This window comes from Catalinimonas alkaloidigena (assembly GCF_900100765.1).
GTDB classification, from domain to species: Bacteria; Bacteroidota; Bacteroidia; order Cytophagales; family Flexibacteraceae; genus Mooreia; species Mooreia alkaloidigena.
The window spans coordinates 146,426-163,547 of sequence record NZ_FNFO01000012.1; the positions used below are offsets into that span (position 1 = coordinate 146,426).

Annotated in this window: 11 protein-coding genes; 1 reads left to right on the plus strand and 10 read right to left on the minus strand. The window is 60.2% G+C overall.

Annotated elements, in window-relative coordinates; all coding sequences use genetic code 11:
- Positions 1 to 5 precede the first annotated feature (5 nt).
- From BLR44_RS24525 to BLR44_RS24560, 8 genes are all read right to left on the minus strand, one after another.
- Positions 6 to 1,727: a hypothetical protein gene (locus tag BLR44_RS24525; RefSeq protein ID WP_218127177.1), complete on the minus strand. Its 1,722-nt coding sequence runs from the start codon at positions 1,725 to 1,727 to the stop codon at positions 6 to 8.
- A gap of 29 nt (positions 1,728 to 1,756) precedes the next feature.
- Positions 1,757 to 4,153 (minus strand): IPT/TIG domain-containing protein, encoded by a 2,397-nt coding sequence (locus BLR44_RS24530; RefSeq protein WP_089687193.1) that lies wholly within the window; start codon positions 4,151 to 4,153, stop codon positions 1,757 to 1,759.
- Between the two features lie 149 nt (positions 4,154 to 4,302).
- Complete coding sequence (locus BLR44_RS24535) at positions 4,303 to 4,863, minus strand: cupin domain-containing protein (protein ID WP_089687195.1); 561 nt, start codon at positions 4,861 to 4,863, stop codon at positions 4,303 to 4,305.
- A gap of 54 nt (positions 4,864 to 4,917) precedes the next feature.
- Positions 4,918 to 5,586 (minus strand): response regulator, encoded by a 669-nt coding sequence (locus tag BLR44_RS24540; protein ID WP_089687197.1) that lies wholly within the window; start codon positions 5,584 to 5,586, stop codon positions 4,918 to 4,920.
- 59 nt (positions 5,587 to 5,645) lie between these two features.
- The gene (locus BLR44_RS24545; protein ID WP_089687198.1) at positions 5,646 to 8,651 is read right to left on the minus strand and encodes a sensor histidine kinase; all 3,006 of its coding nucleotides are present in this window, start codon (positions 8,649 to 8,651) and stop codon (positions 5,646 to 5,648) included.
- A gap of 235 nt (positions 8,652 to 8,886) precedes the next feature.
- Complete coding sequence (locus BLR44_RS24550; RefSeq protein ID WP_089687201.1) at positions 8,887 to 10,008, minus strand: family 20 glycosylhydrolase; 1,122 nt, start codon at positions 10,006 to 10,008, stop codon at positions 8,887 to 8,889.
- 28 nt (positions 10,009 to 10,036) lie between these two features.
- Entirely contained in the window at positions 10,037 to 11,269 is a 1,233-nt protein-coding gene (locus BLR44_RS24555; RefSeq protein WP_089687203.1) for a heparan-alpha-glucosaminide N-acetyltransferase domain-containing protein, read from the minus strand.
- Positions 11,270 to 11,659: 390 nt separating this feature from the next.
- A complete protein-coding gene (locus BLR44_RS24560) occupies positions 11,660 to 14,020 on the minus strand; it encodes a phosphoketolase family protein (protein ID WP_089687205.1) in 2,361 nt (786 codons plus the stop codon).
- A 363-nt stretch (positions 14,021 to 14,383) separates the two neighbouring features.
- Here BLR44_RS24560 and BLR44_RS24565 point away from each other — a divergent pair, with 363 nt between their 5' ends.
- Positions 14,384 to 14,725 carry a hypothetical protein gene (locus tag BLR44_RS24565; protein ID WP_089687207.1) on the plus strand — a complete coding sequence of 114 codons (342 nt, stop codon included), beginning with the start codon at positions 14,384 to 14,386 and terminating at the stop codon, positions 14,723 to 14,725.
- A gap of 664 nt (positions 14,726 to 15,389) precedes the next feature.
- On the opposite strand, the gene BLR44_RS24570 is transcribed toward BLR44_RS24565, so the two are convergent.
- Positions 15,390 to 16,229 carry an endonuclease/exonuclease/phosphatase family protein gene (locus BLR44_RS24570; protein WP_089687208.1) on the minus strand — a complete coding sequence of 280 codons (840 nt, stop codon included), beginning with the start codon at positions 16,227 to 16,229 and terminating at the stop codon, positions 15,390 to 15,392.
- A 32-nt stretch (positions 16,230 to 16,261) separates the two neighbouring features.
- Positions 16,262 to 17,107 carry an endonuclease/exonuclease/phosphatase family protein gene (locus tag BLR44_RS24575; protein ID WP_089687210.1) on the minus strand — a complete coding sequence of 282 codons (846 nt, stop codon included), beginning with the start codon at positions 17,105 to 17,107 and terminating at the stop codon, positions 16,262 to 16,264.
- Between the last annotated feature and the right edge of the window lie 15 nt (positions 17,108 to 17,122).

Genomic DNA, 17,122 nt, shown 5'->3' on the forward strand with positions numbered 1-17,122 from the left:
GGCGTTCAAAAACTGAAATGGTAACCCAGTTCTCCCCGGAACTCGGTGTAGCGGCGGTTGTATGACTCGGCGGTCGGTGCATCGGGGTAGTTGCCGATCAGGTTCACCAGGGCATTGAACCGGTGCATCGGGTGGGCCTGCCAGTCGAGGCGGACTCCCTGGTTCAGGATCTTCCCGGGCTGGTTCTGTTGGAGGCTGCGCAGAAACGAAGCATTCACGCCCACCGAAAGCCGATTATCGGCCAGCCGTTGCGAGGCGTTGAGCGTCACGCCCCGGTTCCCGTCCACACCCGCCGCCCGCTTCAATTGGGTGCGGTTCAGGTTGGCCGACAGCGATAATCCTCGCTGCACGAACGTCAGCTGGTAGTTCAGGAAGGCGTTGCTGGATTGCAGGGTATTGTCGGCTTCCGAGCGGGGATTCTGATCCAGCAGGGAGGTGCGGTTGTAGGAAAGCATCAGGGCGTGGCTCGTCGTTTCGTGCGTGACGATGTAGCGCGGCGTGATCGACAGATTGCGGGTGGTCTGCGCCAGCAGGAAACTGTCGGCGATCAGGATCGTCCGGGCGCGCTGGTTGGTAGAAAAGTTGGTAAAGTTGATGTCCAGGCCCAGTTGTTCCGTGATGTCGGCCGACAGGTTGGCCGCACCGATCACCCGGCGGCTGGTGGCCTGTTTCTGTTGCTGGAGGTTGTCGCGCTGTACGCCTACGCTGCCGCTGAACCGCACGCGTTGCTTGAGCATTACGAAAGAAGGCGCGAGGGTGAGGTTCTCCACGTCGTTATTGAAGAAGTACGCCCCCATCGACTGGTAGCCCGGATCGACGCGCCGGTACTGCACCCGCAGCGAGAAGCCTTTGCCCCGGTACCCTACCGACGTCTGGTAGGCGCTGTAAAACTCGCTGGTCCCGTTGATGTGCATCAGCCGCCCCAGCGTATGGGTCAACAGGCTGGGCAGCAGGGTTTCTGCGCTATCGAGCGCGACGGAAGAACCCAGGTGGCGGGTGTAAAAACTCAGGCCGCCGTCGGCTTCCCAAAAGAAGGTGCGCAGAAACGGCAACCGGACCGAGACGCCAAACACGGTATTTTCGGCGGGGGTGACGGGGCGTTGATTCAACGCGTACGACATCAGCGGGGCGTGCTCTACACTGGTGCTGTCGTCCTTGCCTTTCATCAGGGAAAAATCCAGCGACCGCCCCCCCTTCCCGATCCCCAGCTTCAGGGCGTAGCCGCGACGCGTGTAGGCGAACGGCTCCAACGATCCCGACGTGGTGTCGACGGCCGTGGCACGTTGCAGGCGACCGTACACAAACCCGAAGCGCAAAATCCCGGGGGTGGCTTCCACGCCTCCGCCCAGGATCGTATGCCCGGCCAGCGTGTAGGGCGAAAACTGCAGGTTTCGGTACCCCGCATGGAAGGTCAGCCATTTGTAGGTTGGGCTCATCCCGAACTGGTTGAAGGGCTGGCGAAAACTGCGTTCCTGTTCGGAAAAAACGAACGAGACCGGAATGCTCCAGCCGTAGACGCTCAACACCGGCGCACCCGACACCACGTACGAGAAGGGTTTCCGCCGTGCTTCGATGCCGTGGGCCTGGTAGAAAACGGTGCGCACACTCAGCCCTCCCGTGAGAGTCAGGGGTTTCTGTTGCCCCAGCGTCGCCAGGTCCTGCGCCGGTAGTCCTCTCGGCAGGCAAAGCATCCAGGCAATTCCTCCCGCTACTACGAAGAGATCCATTTTTCTCATCAGCTTCTTGGCCATCTGGTTCATGGGGTAAATACTTCACAGCTACGATCAACATACCCCCCGCCGGTGACCAATACTTTTCCATCCGGCAACACGGTGGCGGTGTGTGCAGCTCTGACTTGCAACATGCCGGGTTCGTTGAGGGAAAACTCGGACTTCAGGCTAATCAACTCCACCGCATTGCCGCTATTGACGCCTCCGGTTACCAGGACAGATCCATCCGGAAACATGGCACTCGCAAAAGCCTGGTAACGCCCTGACAGCAGCGAAAGCGAAGGCGACCAAGTGCCTTGGTTGGGATCGTACAGCTCACATCCATAGACACTGATATTGGCACCGCCAGACCCGCCAATCACCAATACTTTGCCGTTAGGTTGGGTAAACGTTTGGCAGGAACTTCGTACCGATGCCAGCGACCCGGTGGCGGTCCACTGGCCGGTGGCCGGATCAAAAAGGAAGCAGGTACCGGTAAAGCCATTGTAGCCGTTAGTCTCCCCAGCCGTGGCCAACACTCTTCCGTCTAGCAACCTGGAAAGGCCGAAGCCGATTTTGGCTTGCGGCAGATAGCCGGTGGCGGTCCAGCTATCGGTGGTCGGGTCATAAAGTTCACAGGTGGATTGTACTCCGTAATACGCTTCATTACTACCTCCCACAACCAGTACGTTGCCATTTTCCAGCAGAATGGCCTTGTGCAGCACCCGGTTCTGAAGCATGTGTGCCGCTACACTCCACTGCCCGGTAGCGGGGTCGTACAATTCGCAACTGTATAGAGCGCCAGCCGGGTAGTCTTTGCCCCCGGTGACCAGCACTCTCCCGTCCGCCAGCAATGTCGCCTGATGCCGGAAGCGAGCTTCCACTAACGATCCCGTTGTGGTCCATTGGCCGGTGGCAGGGTCATACAATTCGCAGGAGGTGAGCGTAACGCTCGTGTTGTCCTGGATACCATACCCCCCGGTAACCAGCACTTTGCCGTTGGCAAGCAAAGTGGCGGTATGCTCAGACCTCCCCTGGTTCATACTTCCCGTATAGACCCATTGTCTCGGGACGATCACGGTAAAATCGGAGGTACTGTACACAGTCTGACTGCCCACCGTCACGGCGATTTTACCGGTCGTGGCACCCTGCGGGACCGTGGTGGTGAGGGTCGTGGGCTGCACCGACGTTACGGACGCCACTACGCCGTTAAACGCGACGTGCAGAGCGTTGGTATCACTGCCAAAACCGGTGCCGGTCAGGGTGACCGTTGTACCGACAGGGCCGTTGGTCGGCGCGAAGGAAGTCAGGGTCAGTGCCTCGTCCACGACGGTGAACTCGGGACCGGTGGCGGTTTGGGTTCCTACCGTGACGCTGATCGGTCCGGTAGTGGCCCCCGGAGGCACAACGGCCCGCAGCAACGTGAGTGAGGCTTCCTGCACGGTTGCTGCCGTGCCGTTGAACCGGACCAGATTCTTCGCAGGCTCGGGATCGAAATTTGTCCCGACAATCGTAATTCCATCGCCCACCGAACCGGCGATGGGGTCGTAGTGGCTGATGGTGAGTAGCGGCGTATCGTCCTCGTAGGTAAAGACCGGGCCGTTCGCCGTTTTGCCATCGATGGTGACGCTCACCCGCCCCGTCGTCCCCCCTGCCGGTGCCCGCGCCGTTAGTTGCGTGGAAGTGGCGGTGAGGACCGGCGCCGGGGTACCGTTGAATTGCACGAGGTTTTCGTCCGGCACGGGCCTGAAGTTTTTGCCGGTGATGGTGACCACCGTATCGGCGCTGCCGTGGGTGGGGTCAATGGAGATCACGGTATGGGCCGAGTCGAGGGAGGAAGAAAGGACGGTGAACTGCGGACCTATACCGGTGATGCCATGGACCGTGACAGAAACGGGCCCTGTCGCTGCGTCGGCCGGAACGGCGACGCGGAGGAGCGTATCGGTCGCCAGGGAATCGACCGTACCGATCTGGCCGCCAAAGGCTACCGTGTTCTGGGCAGCGATGGTATCGAAATACTGTCCGTAGAGCGTTACCCAGCTCCCGGGTGCGCCCTGCGTGGGCTCAATGCGCTGAATAACCGGACGTTCAAAGAAGGTAAAAAGCGGGCCGTCGGTCGCTTTGGGTCCGACCACGACCTCCACGGGACCCGACCCGGCGTGCTCAGGCACCACGACCGTCAGTTGCGTGGCGGTGGCGGCCAGCAGCGTAGCCACCTTGCCGTTGAAGCGCACCAGATTCAGGTCGGGTTGCGTGCTGAACTGTTCTCCCCCGATCACCACCGTGGTGCCGGCGGCTCCTGAATCGGGCATGAGGCTCACCACCCGCGGCGGGGCCAGGGGTTCGGGTAAATCGAAAATGCCGGCGCACCCGATCAGCCAGCCGAACCCGGCCAGCAGGCACAGCCCTCGCAACAAAAAAGGCGGTCGGCACACACGTTTCATAGCACGGGAGAGGAAGATCGCACCTCGTTTTTTTCGGTGCGGCTGGAATTGTAAAAATGAGGCGATACGCCACGGAGCGCAATAACCCTTTACACACACGTTGGGCGACCCCTCGGTAGGGGCAAGCGCGCGGCACGTATAGCGGCGAGTCAGTCGAGCGAAAGGGGCGGTCCTACGACTTGCATACCGTGGTCTGCAAAAATCCGGGCGATTTCGTCGGGCGTAGGTTCGTATTGGAGGGAAGCCAGGGTCACAAAGAATTCTTCGAGCTGGCCCGCAGGTTGCAGGAGTACGGTCATTTTGCCCCGCGCACTCACCTGTGTCCAGGCGTGGGGCACACGGCGGGGTAGGAAAATGCTGTCGCCTGCTTGGAGCGCATATACGTCGTCACCGACCCGAAAGCGGTACTCGCCCGCCAGCACGTAAAAAATCTCGTCTTGCTCCAGATGCACATGCAGCGGAGTGCCCCGCCCTGGCGACCGTGACGTTTGTTCGAAAACGGCCAGCGCACCGGCGGTGTCTTTACCGGAGATTTTCACGTCCAGCACGTTGGCGTTCACGCCTTTCAACAGGATGTGGCCGTGGTACCGTCCCTCGCCCGCCGCTACTTTGAAGCCTTTAGCATTCTGCCCGCGGAAGTTCCACCGGGAGGCATACGCCGTAGCCGGAAACGCCGCCAGCAGCGTCCGCACAAACTGATTTCGTTTCATGAGAGGAAAAGGAGAAGAGAAGTTATTAGGAGATGAAAGCGCCACACGTATCCATCAGATGATTCGTTCGCGGATGGCCTTGGCCACGGCTTCGGGGCCGCACTGCACGTGCAGTTTCTGGTAGATGTTCTTCAGGTGACGGCGCACCGTTTCGGTCGAGATTGCCAGTTCCAGGCCGATCATCCGGTAGGTAAACCCACGCGCGAGTAGTTCCAGGATTTCCCGTTCGCGGGGGGTGATGTGGTACTCGACACCGGGGGCGCGCAGGGGTTGGTGGAACGCTTCCAGTACGCGCCGCGCAATGCCGGGCGAGAGCGGACCGCCTCCTTCGAAGACATCGCGGATGGCGGCGATCAGTTGGGTGGACGAGTCTTTTTTGAGCAGGTAACCGTTGGCCCCGTTGCTGAGACAGGCGAACAGCTTTTCGTCGTCGGCAAAAACCGTGTGCATTAAGACCCGAATGCGGGCGTCGTATTCTTTGACCATCCGCACCCCGTCGATGCCGCTGCATCCCGGCATGTCGATGTCCATCACCACCACGTCGGGCGGGTGCTGTTGCAGGTCGGTCACGATGGTGCGGCAATCGGGGTAAGCGCCGACCATGACCAGTCCGTCGGTCGTGCCGATCATCAGTTCCAGCAGGCCGCGCAACTTATCGTTGTCTTCGTAAAGGGATACGCGGATCGGAGGCATGACCGTGATGGCGTTAGGACGTTCGTACAAAGGAAGAAGATTTTAGGACAGCGGTCAATAACCCTTTTGGGTCATCGGATCACTTCCCCTCACACCGGAAACGTCAGGGCGATGCGCGTGCCCTCTCCCACGGCCGAGTCGATGCGCAGCGTGCCGTTCAATTGCTGCGCTCGCTGGTACAGGTTGCCCAATCCGTTGCGTTCGCGGGCCTTTTCAGAGGGCGCATTCAGGTCGAACCCGATCCCGTTGTCCTGGATCGCGAGGTGGAGTGATTGTCGATCGACACGAATCTCAATCCGCGCGTAGCTGCACTGTGCGTGCTTCACCAGGTTGTTGAGCGCTTCTTTGAAAATCAGGTAAAAGTCGCGGCGTTGTTCCATCGAGAGCGTCAGGTGGTCGACCTGTTCCGGCACCTGCACGTGGTAGTCGATGCCCTTGGCTTCCAGCAGCTCGGAGGCGTAGCGCGTCATGCGGGCGATGAGGTGCGCCAGCGCGTCGTTTTCGGGTTTGACGCTCCACACAATGTCGTCGAGCGAGGTACTGAGTTGGCGGGCATCGTCCACAATCCGCTCCAGAAAGGTCACCGACGGATGCGGGGTGGGCAGGTGCTGCCGCGCCATGGTACCCATGATGCTGATGCCGCTGAGCGAAGCGCCGATCTCGTCGTGCAGGTCGGCCGAAATGCGGTTGCGGACCTGCTGGAGCCGGAGGAGCTGGTTGATGCGGTAGCGGTAGAGGCTGTAGAGCAGGCCCAGCACGGCCACCACCACCAACAGGCGGAACGTCCATGTCTCGTAAAAGGCGGGGGCCACCCGAAAATGCAGTTGCAGGGTCTGGTCGTTCCAGTTGCCGAACGCGTCGGCCGCTTTCAGGTGCAGCGTGTAGGGGCCGGGGCTCAGGTTGGTGTACGACGCCAGGTGCTGCGGGCCGCTGTACTTCCAGTCGGTTTCCAGCCCTTCGAGGTAATAGGCGTACTGGTTGGTGGGCAGCTTGGGATAGTTGAGAGCCACAAAATCGACCGAAAAGGCATTTTCCGAACGCTTCAGGTGAATCGGTGTCGATCCTAAAAAGGGGCGTTCCTGTTCCTGCACCCTGAGGCTACTCACGGCCAGCGGCGGCGCCGGGTACGGTTGCCGGAGCAGGTCGACCCGCAATACGTTGAACCCGTTTTTCTGCCCGATCAAAAGTGCATCGCCCGCCCGGTTGGTAAACAGACGGTCCATCGTGTTGTTGCTCAGCAAACCGTCACCGACGGAGAAATGGAACAGGCGTTTTGTATCGGTCCGGTACGCGTGCAGCCCCTCGTAATTCCCGATCCACAGGTGGCCGTACCGGTCTTCCACCAGTCCCCGGTTCTCACGGTCCTGCAAGCCGCCCGCCGTGGTCAGTTGGCTGAGGCGTCGGCCGTTCGTGTCGGTTTCCGTAATCGCGCCCCAGCGTGCGGCCCACAGGTGGCCTTTCTGGTCTTCCAACAGCGTGTTGACCGTCGGGTAGTCCCCTCCGACCGAATCAAACAGCGTGAAACGACGGCGGGCTTCGTCGGCCAGGTAGATGCCGTTGTACGTCGCCAGCCAGACGCCCCCCCGGCGGTCCAGCAGCAGGTCGTTAATCAGGTTGTTGTGCTGCAACAGTTCCTGCTGTTGTGCCTGGCTCCAGGGCGTCACCTCCTGCGCTTCACCGTCGGCCGTTTCGGCCAGCACGTGAATCCCCTCGTCCGAATTGCCGATCCAGAGGCGCTGCTGCGGATCGAAGAATCCGTACATGAAAAAGGCCACCGAAAAGTACCGGTTCGCCAGGCGCGACAGCGGCGTTTCCAGAAAGGTGGCGCACGCCGGATCGTACACCAGCAGGCCCGGCCCGTTGTAGTGCCACTGGTTCACGCCAATCCACAGCGTGCCGTCGTCGCGCTGGGCTATCCACCGCGTTTCCGGTGCGGTGCCCGCCGGGGGAAAACGTACGAGCGAAAACTGATTGCTGGGGCGATGCCACCGCACCATACCGGTGTGCGACAACCCGAGCCAGTAGACATCTGCGTCCGCCTGGTCCTGCACGATCGTCGTGACGGTGACGGGCATGTCGACCAGCCCTTCCGGCAGGCGGATGGTCTGAATCAGGTTGCTGCGCGGATGGTATTTCAGAATTCCTTCCGACGTGCAAGCCCACACGATGCCTTCGGTCGTGTCGCGGTAGAGGGCGTTGACGCTGTAAGCGTCGGGGAAGAGATCCGGAAAGCGGTAGAATTGCCCCTGTTCCGGCCGGAACACGCTCAAGCCTTCGTCATCACCAACCCACAACAGCGGCCGACCGTTTTCGTCTTCTCCTTCGGCAACGGACAAGACGGCCGGATCGGTCGGGAAAAGTTCGTAGTCGTCGGTGTGGGGGTCGTACCGAAGCAACCCACCCCGCTGCGTGCCGATCCAGAGCTGACCCGCCCGGTCTACACACCCCTGCGTAAACACGGTTTCCAGCCGACGCGTGGTATCAGGACAATCCCGCCCCAGCACACACACGAGCGTATCGGCCGCCCGGTCGTAGCGAAACAGGCCGTTGTCGGCCCCGAGTACCCAAACGGTTCCCTCCCGATCTTCCAGAAACGAGGCTTTGACCATCACGTAGTTGGTCGGCCGGAACGGATAGTGGCGTACCTCTGCCGTGGTAAGGTTGATGCGGTTGGCGCCGTACCAGTCGCCGTACCACCCGTAGCCATCCGAGGCCCGGAAAAAGTGGCCGGTTTGAGGGGCAGGGGTCGGTTGCGCGCTCGGCACGGGCCGAAGCTGCAGGGTGATCGGGTCGATCGTGCAGACACCGTTCAGGTCGGTCGAAACCCACAGGCGGCCGCTGGAATCTTCGGCCAGCCCCGACACCAGTTCGGTTTCCGGTTCCAGAAAAGGCCGGAAGGTATTGCCGTCGTAACGCACCGGGCAGCGCCGCGTCCCGAACCACATGAAGCCCTGGTGATCTTTCGTGGCCGACAGCACCAGATTGCTGGGTAGGCCGTCCTCCGTCGTAATGGTCTCGAACGAAATGGCCGGAAGCTGCGCCGCCAGCGCCAGCGGCATCAAGTACCCCACCCAAAACCAGCGCCAGCGTACCATCGGAAGACGAGAGAAATGTGAGTCGGTTAAGGTAAGAAGTTCTTGGTTGCAGGTTTTAGAAAGTTTAGCGTTATGCGTTTAGAGTTCTGAGTTAAAAGCTTAAGGCTTAAAGTCAGATGCGTCACTATTGCTTTTTACGTTAAGCGTTGAGCTTTAAACTTTAAACTCTCTAGCCCTATGCTCTCCGCGCTAAGCCCCCCGCCCCCTTCACTCATTCAATAATTCATTCATTCGCTCATTTCCCTTTGTCCAGCGCATTGATTTTGGTGTACATCGTTCGGAAGGTATTCCAGGCGGTTTGGGTATCCGCCTCCTTGCTTTTCTTCCGCCCGTAAAAACCGTCCAGAAAATCGTCGGCCCCGGACCAGACGGTTTGCATCATCCCGTAGAAGCGGTCTTTCATCTCGTCGGTGGCAGCGGCACGAAACCGCAGCATGTCGTCGACCTGCACCAGGGCCACGTCGGGATTGCGCCACGGGCAGGTGATGACCCGGAAGCCTTTCATCGCGAAGTAAGCGGCGGTGGGGTCGGGCCGTTCGTAATGCCAGTCACAGATCACCACGTCTTTCGGAATCAGGTCGATGGCCCGATGAGTGTTGTTGAAGCTGGCCTCCCAGATGCCAAGCCCCGTCGTTTTGCCGTCGATCAGGCGATCGCCCCACATCCACAGTTCCTTTCCGGTCATGGCCAGGTGGTTGCGGATGCGCGTTACTTCGCCGGCGAACAGCTCCGCTTTGTCGCGGCCCGAACAGCGCGGACACTGGTCCTCGCCGAGGTAAAACACTTCGTCCATGCCCGCGTGAAACGCGTCGGTTTCGAACGCCTCCGTAATTTCGTCGACCAGGGCAAAGACCACGTCGTGTACGTCCGGATGCAGCGGGCAGTAGCTCTTGCAGTAAAGCCCATCTTCGTTCGGCCATTCGTAGTGCGCGGGCATCTGCACGGCGGGCGTCTCGTCGAATTGCGGATAAACGCGCAGCAGATTGGTTACCTTACTCGCCCACGACTGGTGCCCCAGCAGGTTAATCTGCGGAATCAGCCGAATGCCGTGGCGCTTACAGGCCTCGACCATCTTCTTCACGTCGGCCTTCGACAAGGCCCCTTCGTCCCGCAGTTCCGGGTGGCTCTCGTACTGGTAGTTATAATCGATCCGCAGAATAAGTGTATTCACCTGCCGGGGGGCCAGTTCGTTGTCGATGAACTTGACAAAATCAGCGACTCCGTCCGCCTGCGGACTCCCGATGCAAAAGCCCCGCACCAGCAGTAGGCTGTCGAGTGGCAGCTGCGCCAGGGAAGGACGGGCCCACAGGAGGATCCAGAAAAGCAGAAGAAGTGAGCGGGAGAATCGAGGGTTCATAGGAGAAAAACGGAAAATAAAGATTCGATCAAATTTTCAGGCGAATGCCGATGCGACGCAGCAGGTACGTGATGCCGACACACAACAACGCGAAGGCAAAGGCTTTCAGTAAACCGACCGCGCCGGTCAGCATCCAGCCGGGCCAGTGGATGCCCAGCAGCACCACGAACGCGTAAGCAAAATACGGAATCAGGTAGCACAGGAGGGTATCGGTTCCGGCGGGTCGGAGGGGCTGGAACCACCGCGCCTTGCCCGCCACGTCGACCAGCCCATAGACCGCCATGAACGCCAGCAAGGTCAGTCCGCTGCACAGGAACAGCCAGGGCGCCGTCGCTCCGATTTTGGAGATGCCCCACAGCGGCCGGGTCACAAACCCCAGGATCAGCAGCGTCAGCGCAAGGGCCCCGAAGGTGAGCATCGCGTTTCGCATCGCCTGTCGCCGTTGAAAATACTGGAAGAGCAGCGTCGTTAAGACGCCCCCCAGCGAGAACGCGACGAGCGTGCCGCCCCGAATCGCACCCGGAATCACGTCCCACCCTCCACCGTCTGGTACTAAACCTGCACTCGCGAGCATGCTCAGGCCCGTGAAGACGCCCCACGCAACCAGTGGCACCCAGAAGCGCTCTTTTGCCGCGACCATCACCAGGGCGCTGACCACGTACGACCAGCCGATCAGGCCCAGAATGCCCCACCAGTAGGTCGAGAAACGGGTAGTGCCCGCCTCGCCCCGGTAGAGGATCGCCAGCGTCATCAGGATCGCGACACCGACGAGTTGCAGCCCTCGGTGTACCCGGAGATTTGTCCCGGGACGGTCGACGTGCCAGATGAGAATGAACGACAAGCATGCCAGCGTATTCCACACCACACGGGGCATGCCGGTGGCCGCTTCGTGGAGGTTTTCGCCGTTCACCAGAAAGACGCCCATTACCAGCAGTGCGAGCGTCCGACTCAGTACGTGCAGCACCAGCCGTCCCTCCCGCTCGCCCTTCTTCCGCCGACTAGCGATGGCGAAGGGTATCGACATGCCCATGATGAACAGAAATGCCGGGAAGACCGTGTCGGCCAAGCCCATGCCGTCCACCCCGGCGGGCACGTGCTCTAGCCAGGTCGGCACATCGCGCAGCGACCAAAGGTCGTTTACGAAAATCATCAGCACCATCGTGAGAGCACGGAGGATGTCGATGGAAGCCAGGCGGGTCGGCGTGGCCTGCAACGCCGACGCCGGAGGAGGCGCGGGGGAAATCGTCAACGGTTGGGACATAGGAACAACATCGGCTGGTATGAAGTAGAGTAGCCCGGTACCACTTCCCTACTCCGTTCTTTTTCGGGCGAAAAAGTTCAAGGTTCGAAAGTTAAAGGTTGCACGCGTAACGCAAGAGAAAAGCCCTGCCTTGGAAGTAACTAGGCCAGCATCCGCCACCGGAAGGCAGCTCCTTTCCAGTGGCAAAAAGATCCTTGACAGGATGACAAAATGGATACCACGTTACTTCAGCGCCAAACGCTCCATGCCCTCGCTATGCGCTTAGCCCCCTGCCACTTCACACCTCAAACTTCGCACTTCACACTTCGCCGTCTGCTTGCTGCCTACTGAAGACTGCCCACGTTGCTCTATGCCCTCTGCCTCTACTCCACGCACTATTCACGCATTCACTCATTTCCACTGCCAGTCTTTGATCTCCGGCATGTCTTCGCCGTGTTGCGTGACGTAGTTTTTGTGATCGATCAGCTTGTCGCGAAGGAACTGTTTCGCGTAGGCGGCGTGCGCTCCGAGTTGCGGCAGGCGGTCGATGGCGTTACCGGCCAGGTGGTAACGGTCCAGTTGGTTGCGCACCACCATGTCGAACGGAGTCGTGGTCGTGCCTTCTTCCTGGTAACCGTGGACGTGGAAATTCTTGTGATTCGTCCGCTTGTAGGTCAGCCGGTGGACGAGCGACGGATACCCGTGGAAGGCGAAGATGACGGGCCTGTCGGTCGTGAAGAGGCGGTCGAAGTCGCGGTCGTTCAAACCGTGCGGGTGCTGGTCCGGCGACTGGAGCGTCATCAGGTCGACGACGTTGATCACCCGGATCTTCAGGTCGGGAACGAGGGATCGCAGCACGGTGACGGCGGCCAGGGTTTCCAGCGTCGGTACGTCGCCCGCACAGGCCATGATCAGGTCCGGCTCTCCGTCCTCGTCGTTGCTGGCCCACGCCCAGATGCCCAACCCAGCGGTGCAGTGCTTCACGGCGGCGTCCATGTCGAGCCACTGCGGTGAAGGCTGCTTGCCCGCCACAATCACGTTCACATAGTTGCGGCTGCGCAGGCAGTGGTCGGTGACCGACAGCAGCGTGTTGGCATCGGGCGGCAGGTAGACGCGGATCACGTCCGCCTTTTTGTTGACCACGTGGTCCAGAAAGCCCGGGTCCTGGTGCGAGAAGCCGTTGTGGTCCTGCCGCCAGACGTGCGAAGTGAGTAGGTAATTGAGCGAGGCAATGGGCCGACGCCACTCGATTTCGCGGGTGACCTTCAGCCACTTCGCGTGCTGGTTGAACATGGAGTCGATGATGTGGATGAAGGCCTCGTAACAGGAGAAAAAGCCGTGGCGACCCGTCAGCAGATAGCCTTCCAGCCAGCCTTCGCAGAGGTGTTCGCTGAGTACTTCCATCACCCGCCCGTCTGGCGAGACGTCGTCGTCCGAAGGATAAATTGCTGCCGTGGAGGTCCGGTCCGTGACGTCGAACAGGGCGTTGAGGCGGTTCGAGGCCGTTTCGTCCGGCCCCATCACCCGGAAGTTGCGCTGGTCCCAGTTCTGTTTCATCACGTCGCGCAGCAAGCCACCCATCACCCGCGTGGCCTCTGCCGTGGTTGCGCCCGGCTTCTTCACTTCGACCGCATGGGCTTTGAAGTCGGGCATTTTCAGGGCCTTCAGCAGCAAACCGCCGTTCGCGTGCGGGTTAGCCCCCATCCGCCGATGGCCCCGAGGGGCCAGTTCGGCCAGGTCGGGAATCAGGGTACCGTTCGCGTCGAACAGTTCCTCCGGTCGGTAGCTCTTCATCCAGGCTTCCAGTTGCTTCAGGTGTTCGGGTTTCGAGGCCAGCTCCGACAGCGGCACCTGATGCGCCCGCCACGTCCCTTCCACCGGTTTTTCGTCCACTTCGGCCGGACCGGTCCAACCTTTGGGCGTCCGCAGCACAATCATTGGCCAGCGCGGTCGCTCCGCAAAGCCTTCGTTACGCGCCCGGTGCTGAATCTGGTAGATCTTTTCCCGGACGGTATCGAGCGTGGCGGCAAATTGCTGATGCACCGTCTCCGGATCGTCGCCTTCCACGAAGTGAGGGTCGTAGCCGTAGCCCCGAAACAGGGCGTCCTGTTCTTCGCGTGAAATGCGCGCCAGCACCGTCGGTCCCGCAATCTTGTAGCCGTTCAGATGGAGGATGGGCAGCACCGCGCCGTCGTGGACCGGATTCAGAAATTTGTTGGAATGCCAGCTCGTCGCCAAAGCTCCAGTTTCGGCTTCGCCGTCGCCGATCACGCAGGCCACCAGCAGATCGGGATTGTCGAAGGCCGCCCCGTAGGCATGCGCCAGCGAGTAGCCCAGTTCACCTCCTTCGTTGATGGAGCCGGGCACTTCGGCCGCGACGTGGCTCGGAATCCCGCCGGGAAACGAAAATTGCTTGAATAATTTCTGCATCCCGGCTTCGTCCTGCGATACGTCCGGGTATAATTCGCTGTAGGTTCCTTCTAAGTAGGTGTTGGCCACCAGGCCCGGCCCGCCATGCCCCGGCCCGGTGATGTAGATCACGTTGAGGTCGTGCTGCCGAATGAGTCGGTTCAGGTGAACGTAGACAAAGTTGAGGCCCGGTGTGGTGCCCCAGTGGCCCAGCAGTCGGGGTTTGACGTGGTCGAGGGTGAGAGGCTCTTTCAGGAGCGGATTGCCGTAGAGGTAGATCTGCCCGACCGAGAGGTAGTTGGCCGCCCGCCAGTAGGCGTCCATTTTGCGTAGCTCGTCCGGCGAAAGGGGTGCATTCGTCATGGTGCGTAAAAAGATTGAGGAATTGTGGAGCGGTAAAAAGTATGACCGTCAGCTACTTAGCCGGAGGGCTTTTGCAGATCGGTCTTTTCTGAGTACGCAAGAAGTAACCCGGGCGTTCGGAGCCCGTACACTCGAAGCAGATGTACGGCAGGACACACGCCCCACGGCACGGGCTGGCTCACCACTGAACGGGTAAGCGAAGCGGGTTACCGATTAGCTCCCCGCACTGAACGGTTTCGGGCAGGGGGCGCTTGGGTCAGGTCAACTGATTTGGTATCTTTATCTTACAAAAATGGCGCCTTGTGCCATCAGCATGCATTATCTAACTTTTATGATCGCTAGTATTACCAGTACCACCACCACATGAGCACTGTAACGACTTCACCACCCAAACACTACATTCTTCGCAACAACGCAGAAATTCACCGCAAAGCCGTAAGCACCATCAAGAATAAACTCAAAACCACGCGGCGCATGCTGGTCCCCATCTTTTTGTACCACCGCCGCGACATTCTGTTGCAGGAGCTTGCGTTTTTACAATCGTGCCAGTATCCGCCGGAAAACCGCGCGCTGCACGAATTATTTGTGGAAGTAAGTGACACCCCTCGCCCCACCCAGCACGACTGGCAACGGTGGCGCGACGCGCTTACGCCCCTGGTCGAGGCGCTTTACGCCGACGTTACCGAGAAGCTAACCACAATCTGACCGCATTTGGCACCTGCCTGCAGCACGCATACCCCGGCAGGTGTCCACTTTTTTTTGAGGGCCGACGCGCGGCTACCTTTTCTACACATCATTTTTGGAACGCCCGTGCAGGAGCCGGAAGAAAGGGAGCTTTCGCCGGCAAGGTCGGTCGGGGCAATACATCCCCCACGTTCCCCACCGACGAAACGCTACCCCGGAAACTGCTGCTGTATGCTCAGCGCAGTAGATCAATGCGTTGGTGCAACAGGCCTGTGCTGGCCCAAATAAGCATGAAACGCGTGGTGAGTGGCGTCGCATTGTTACGCAGCGGACCCGTCGTTCGTAGGTAAACCCGATTTTGTTGTGGCTCCGAACGTCGCGAACGTCCGTTCGATGGCGGTGGTGGCGCTTTCGTCCGGGAGGTGAGTCGTTCTGACGTCGGCTTTTCGGCAAGAGAAAAAGTTATCCGTGTGTGCTGTGCACGTTCTTGTTTCGCTGGTTATTCCTTTCCTAACCCACCTACTTCCATTTTGTTTCGCCCGCACCGCAAAAAGGGCTCCTTCCAGGGCAGCCAGCGCCCGTGGGTCCGACGGCTGTCCCACAACCGAAAAGGCGACGCCCGTCGGTCAGGCCTGGCCCGCTCCGACGCACGTCGCCTTTTGCTAACACGACCGGTGTATTGCGCTCAGTACCGCAATACAGCCATCACCGGAAAGTGATCGGACGGGTAGCGGCCGTAGTAGGTATCGGTCAGCAGTCCGTAGGTGGCCACCTGAAACTGGTCGCTTACAAACACGTGGTCGATCCGCTGGTCGTCGATGGGCCGGTAGCCGAATCCGTTAAACGAACCGTTGTTGTCGTAGACCCGCTGCGCCGTGTCGTGGGTATCGTGCAACTCCGGCGAATCGCGGAAGATTTTGTAAGCATCGCTGTCTTGCCCCAGGTTCAGGTCGCCCGTCAGAACCACCGGCGCATTGCCCGCAATCTCCTTGATTTTCCGGACGATCAGCTTCGCGCTGTTTTTGCGCGCCTCCACGCCTACGTGGTCGAAGTGGGTGTTAAAAAAGTAAAACGTTTTGCCCGTGGCTTTGTCGCGAAACTGCCCCCACGTACAAATGCGAGGCAGCGCCGCGTCCCAGCCTTTCACGGGCTTGTCGGTGGTTTCGGCCAGCCAGAACGTGCTTTGCTTCAGCACCTCGAAGCGATCTTTCTTGTAGAAAATGGCCGAATACTCGCCTTTCTGTTTGCCGTCGTCGCGGCCTACGCCAATGAAGGCATAGCCAGGCAGTTTTCCGCTCAGGTCCTGCATCTGATGGTGCAGGGCTTCCTGCACGCCAAAGATGTCGAAGTCGTGGAACTGCACCAGTTGGGCGACAAACGGATGGCGTTTGGACCAGCGGTCGAGGGTGTCGCTGGCAGCATCGTAGCGGATGTTGTAGGTCGCGACGCGGAGATCCTGCGAACAAAGGCTGCTCAGGGTCAACAAAGACATCAGCACAAAGGGGAAAAGAAAGGTACGGGACATGAAATGAAAATTGGGATAAAGAAGTACTCAGATTAATACGTAAGCTCGGCCACGACGGGCAAATGATCGGATGCTGCCTCGTGGTTGATCACTTGATGGTCTACCACCCGAAACGGAGGCTCGCCCCGAAACGCCAGAAAGTCGATGGCTTTTTCCGGCCGGTCGATGGGAATGGTCGGCGCGCAGTCGTGGCAGGTACGGGTAAAGGCGGCATCGAGGGTACGGATCACGCCCGAATGGGGCGTGGCGTTAAAATCGCCCCCGATCAGCCACGGCAGCGAATCGGCCGCGGTCCGTTGCACAATCGCGTCGATCTGCAACTGGCGGTTGGTAGAATCGCGACCGGCATCGAGGTGCGTCGACGCAAAGCGAATCGCCCGGCCGTTGGGCAACTGCACCCGCGCCGTGGCCAGCACCCGCGGTTCGCTGGGCGGTGCCGGTTGGGCGGGCAAAGGCATCACCTGCGTTTCCGACAGAGGAAAGCGCGACAGAAGGGCCACGCCGTAGCCGCCCCCGTCGTAGTCCATCGCCTTCCCGAAATAGACGTGCATGTCCAGCGCTGCCGCCAGGCGTTCTGCTTCGTCGACCTGCCCCGCCCGTGCCGTTCGGACGTCTACCTCCTGCAACGCCACCAGATCGGGGCGCTGCCGGCGAATCACGTCGGCGATGCCTTCCACGTCGATTTGGTCGGGCTGCCCCGGCGGATTGGCGTGGTGAATGTTGTACGTCATTACGCGCAACGTTGCGCCCCCGGCAACCGCCGCCGTATCGGCCGAGGTGGCCTGCGCATCCGACGCCGAAGTGCAGGAAGCCGCCCCGAGGACGATTCCTCCCAGAGCGGCTCCTGTCAACACACTACAAAAAAAGCGGTACCTCATGACCAACGCGTTGGG

Bases quoted from the DNA above. Each gene is read 5' to 3' on its own strand.
- BLR44_RS24565 (WP_089687207.1), top strand. From the start codon at position 14,384: ATGAGCACTGTAACGACTTCACCACCCAAACACTACATTCTTCGCAAC.
- BLR44_RS24535 (WP_089687195.1), bottom strand. From the start codon at position 4,863: ATGAAACGAAATCAGTTTGTGCGGACGCTGCTGGCGGCGTTTCCGGCT.
- BLR44_RS24570 (WP_089687208.1), bottom strand. From the start codon at position 16,229: ATGTCCCGTACCTTTCTTTTCCCCTTTGTGCTGATGTCTTTGTTGACC.
- BLR44_RS24550 (WP_089687201.1), bottom strand. From the start codon at position 10,008: ATGAACCCTCGATTCTCCCGCTCACTTCTTCTGCTTTTCTGGATCCTC.
- BLR44_RS24525 (WP_218127177.1), bottom strand. From the start codon at position 1,727: ATGGATCTCTTCGTAGTAGCGGGAGGAATTGCCTGGATGCTTTGCCTG.
- BLR44_RS24555 (WP_089687203.1), bottom strand. From the start codon at position 11,269: ATGTCCCAACCGTTGACGATTTCCCCCGCGCCTCCTCCGGCGTCGGCG.
- BLR44_RS24560 (WP_089687205.1), bottom strand. From the start codon at position 14,020: ATGACGAATGCACCCCTTTCGCCGGACGAGCTACGCAAAATGGACGCC.
- BLR44_RS24530 (WP_089687193.1), bottom strand. From the start codon at position 4,153: ATGAAACGTGTGTGCCGACCGCCTTTTTTGTTGCGAGGGCTGTGCCTG.
- BLR44_RS24545 (WP_089687198.1), bottom strand. From the start codon at position 8,651: ATGGTACGCTGGCGCTGGTTTTGGGTGGGGTACTTGATGCCGCTGGCG.
- BLR44_RS24575 (WP_089687210.1), bottom strand. From the start codon at position 17,107: ATGAGGTACCGCTTTTTTTGTAGTGTGTTGACAGGAGCCGCTCTGGGA.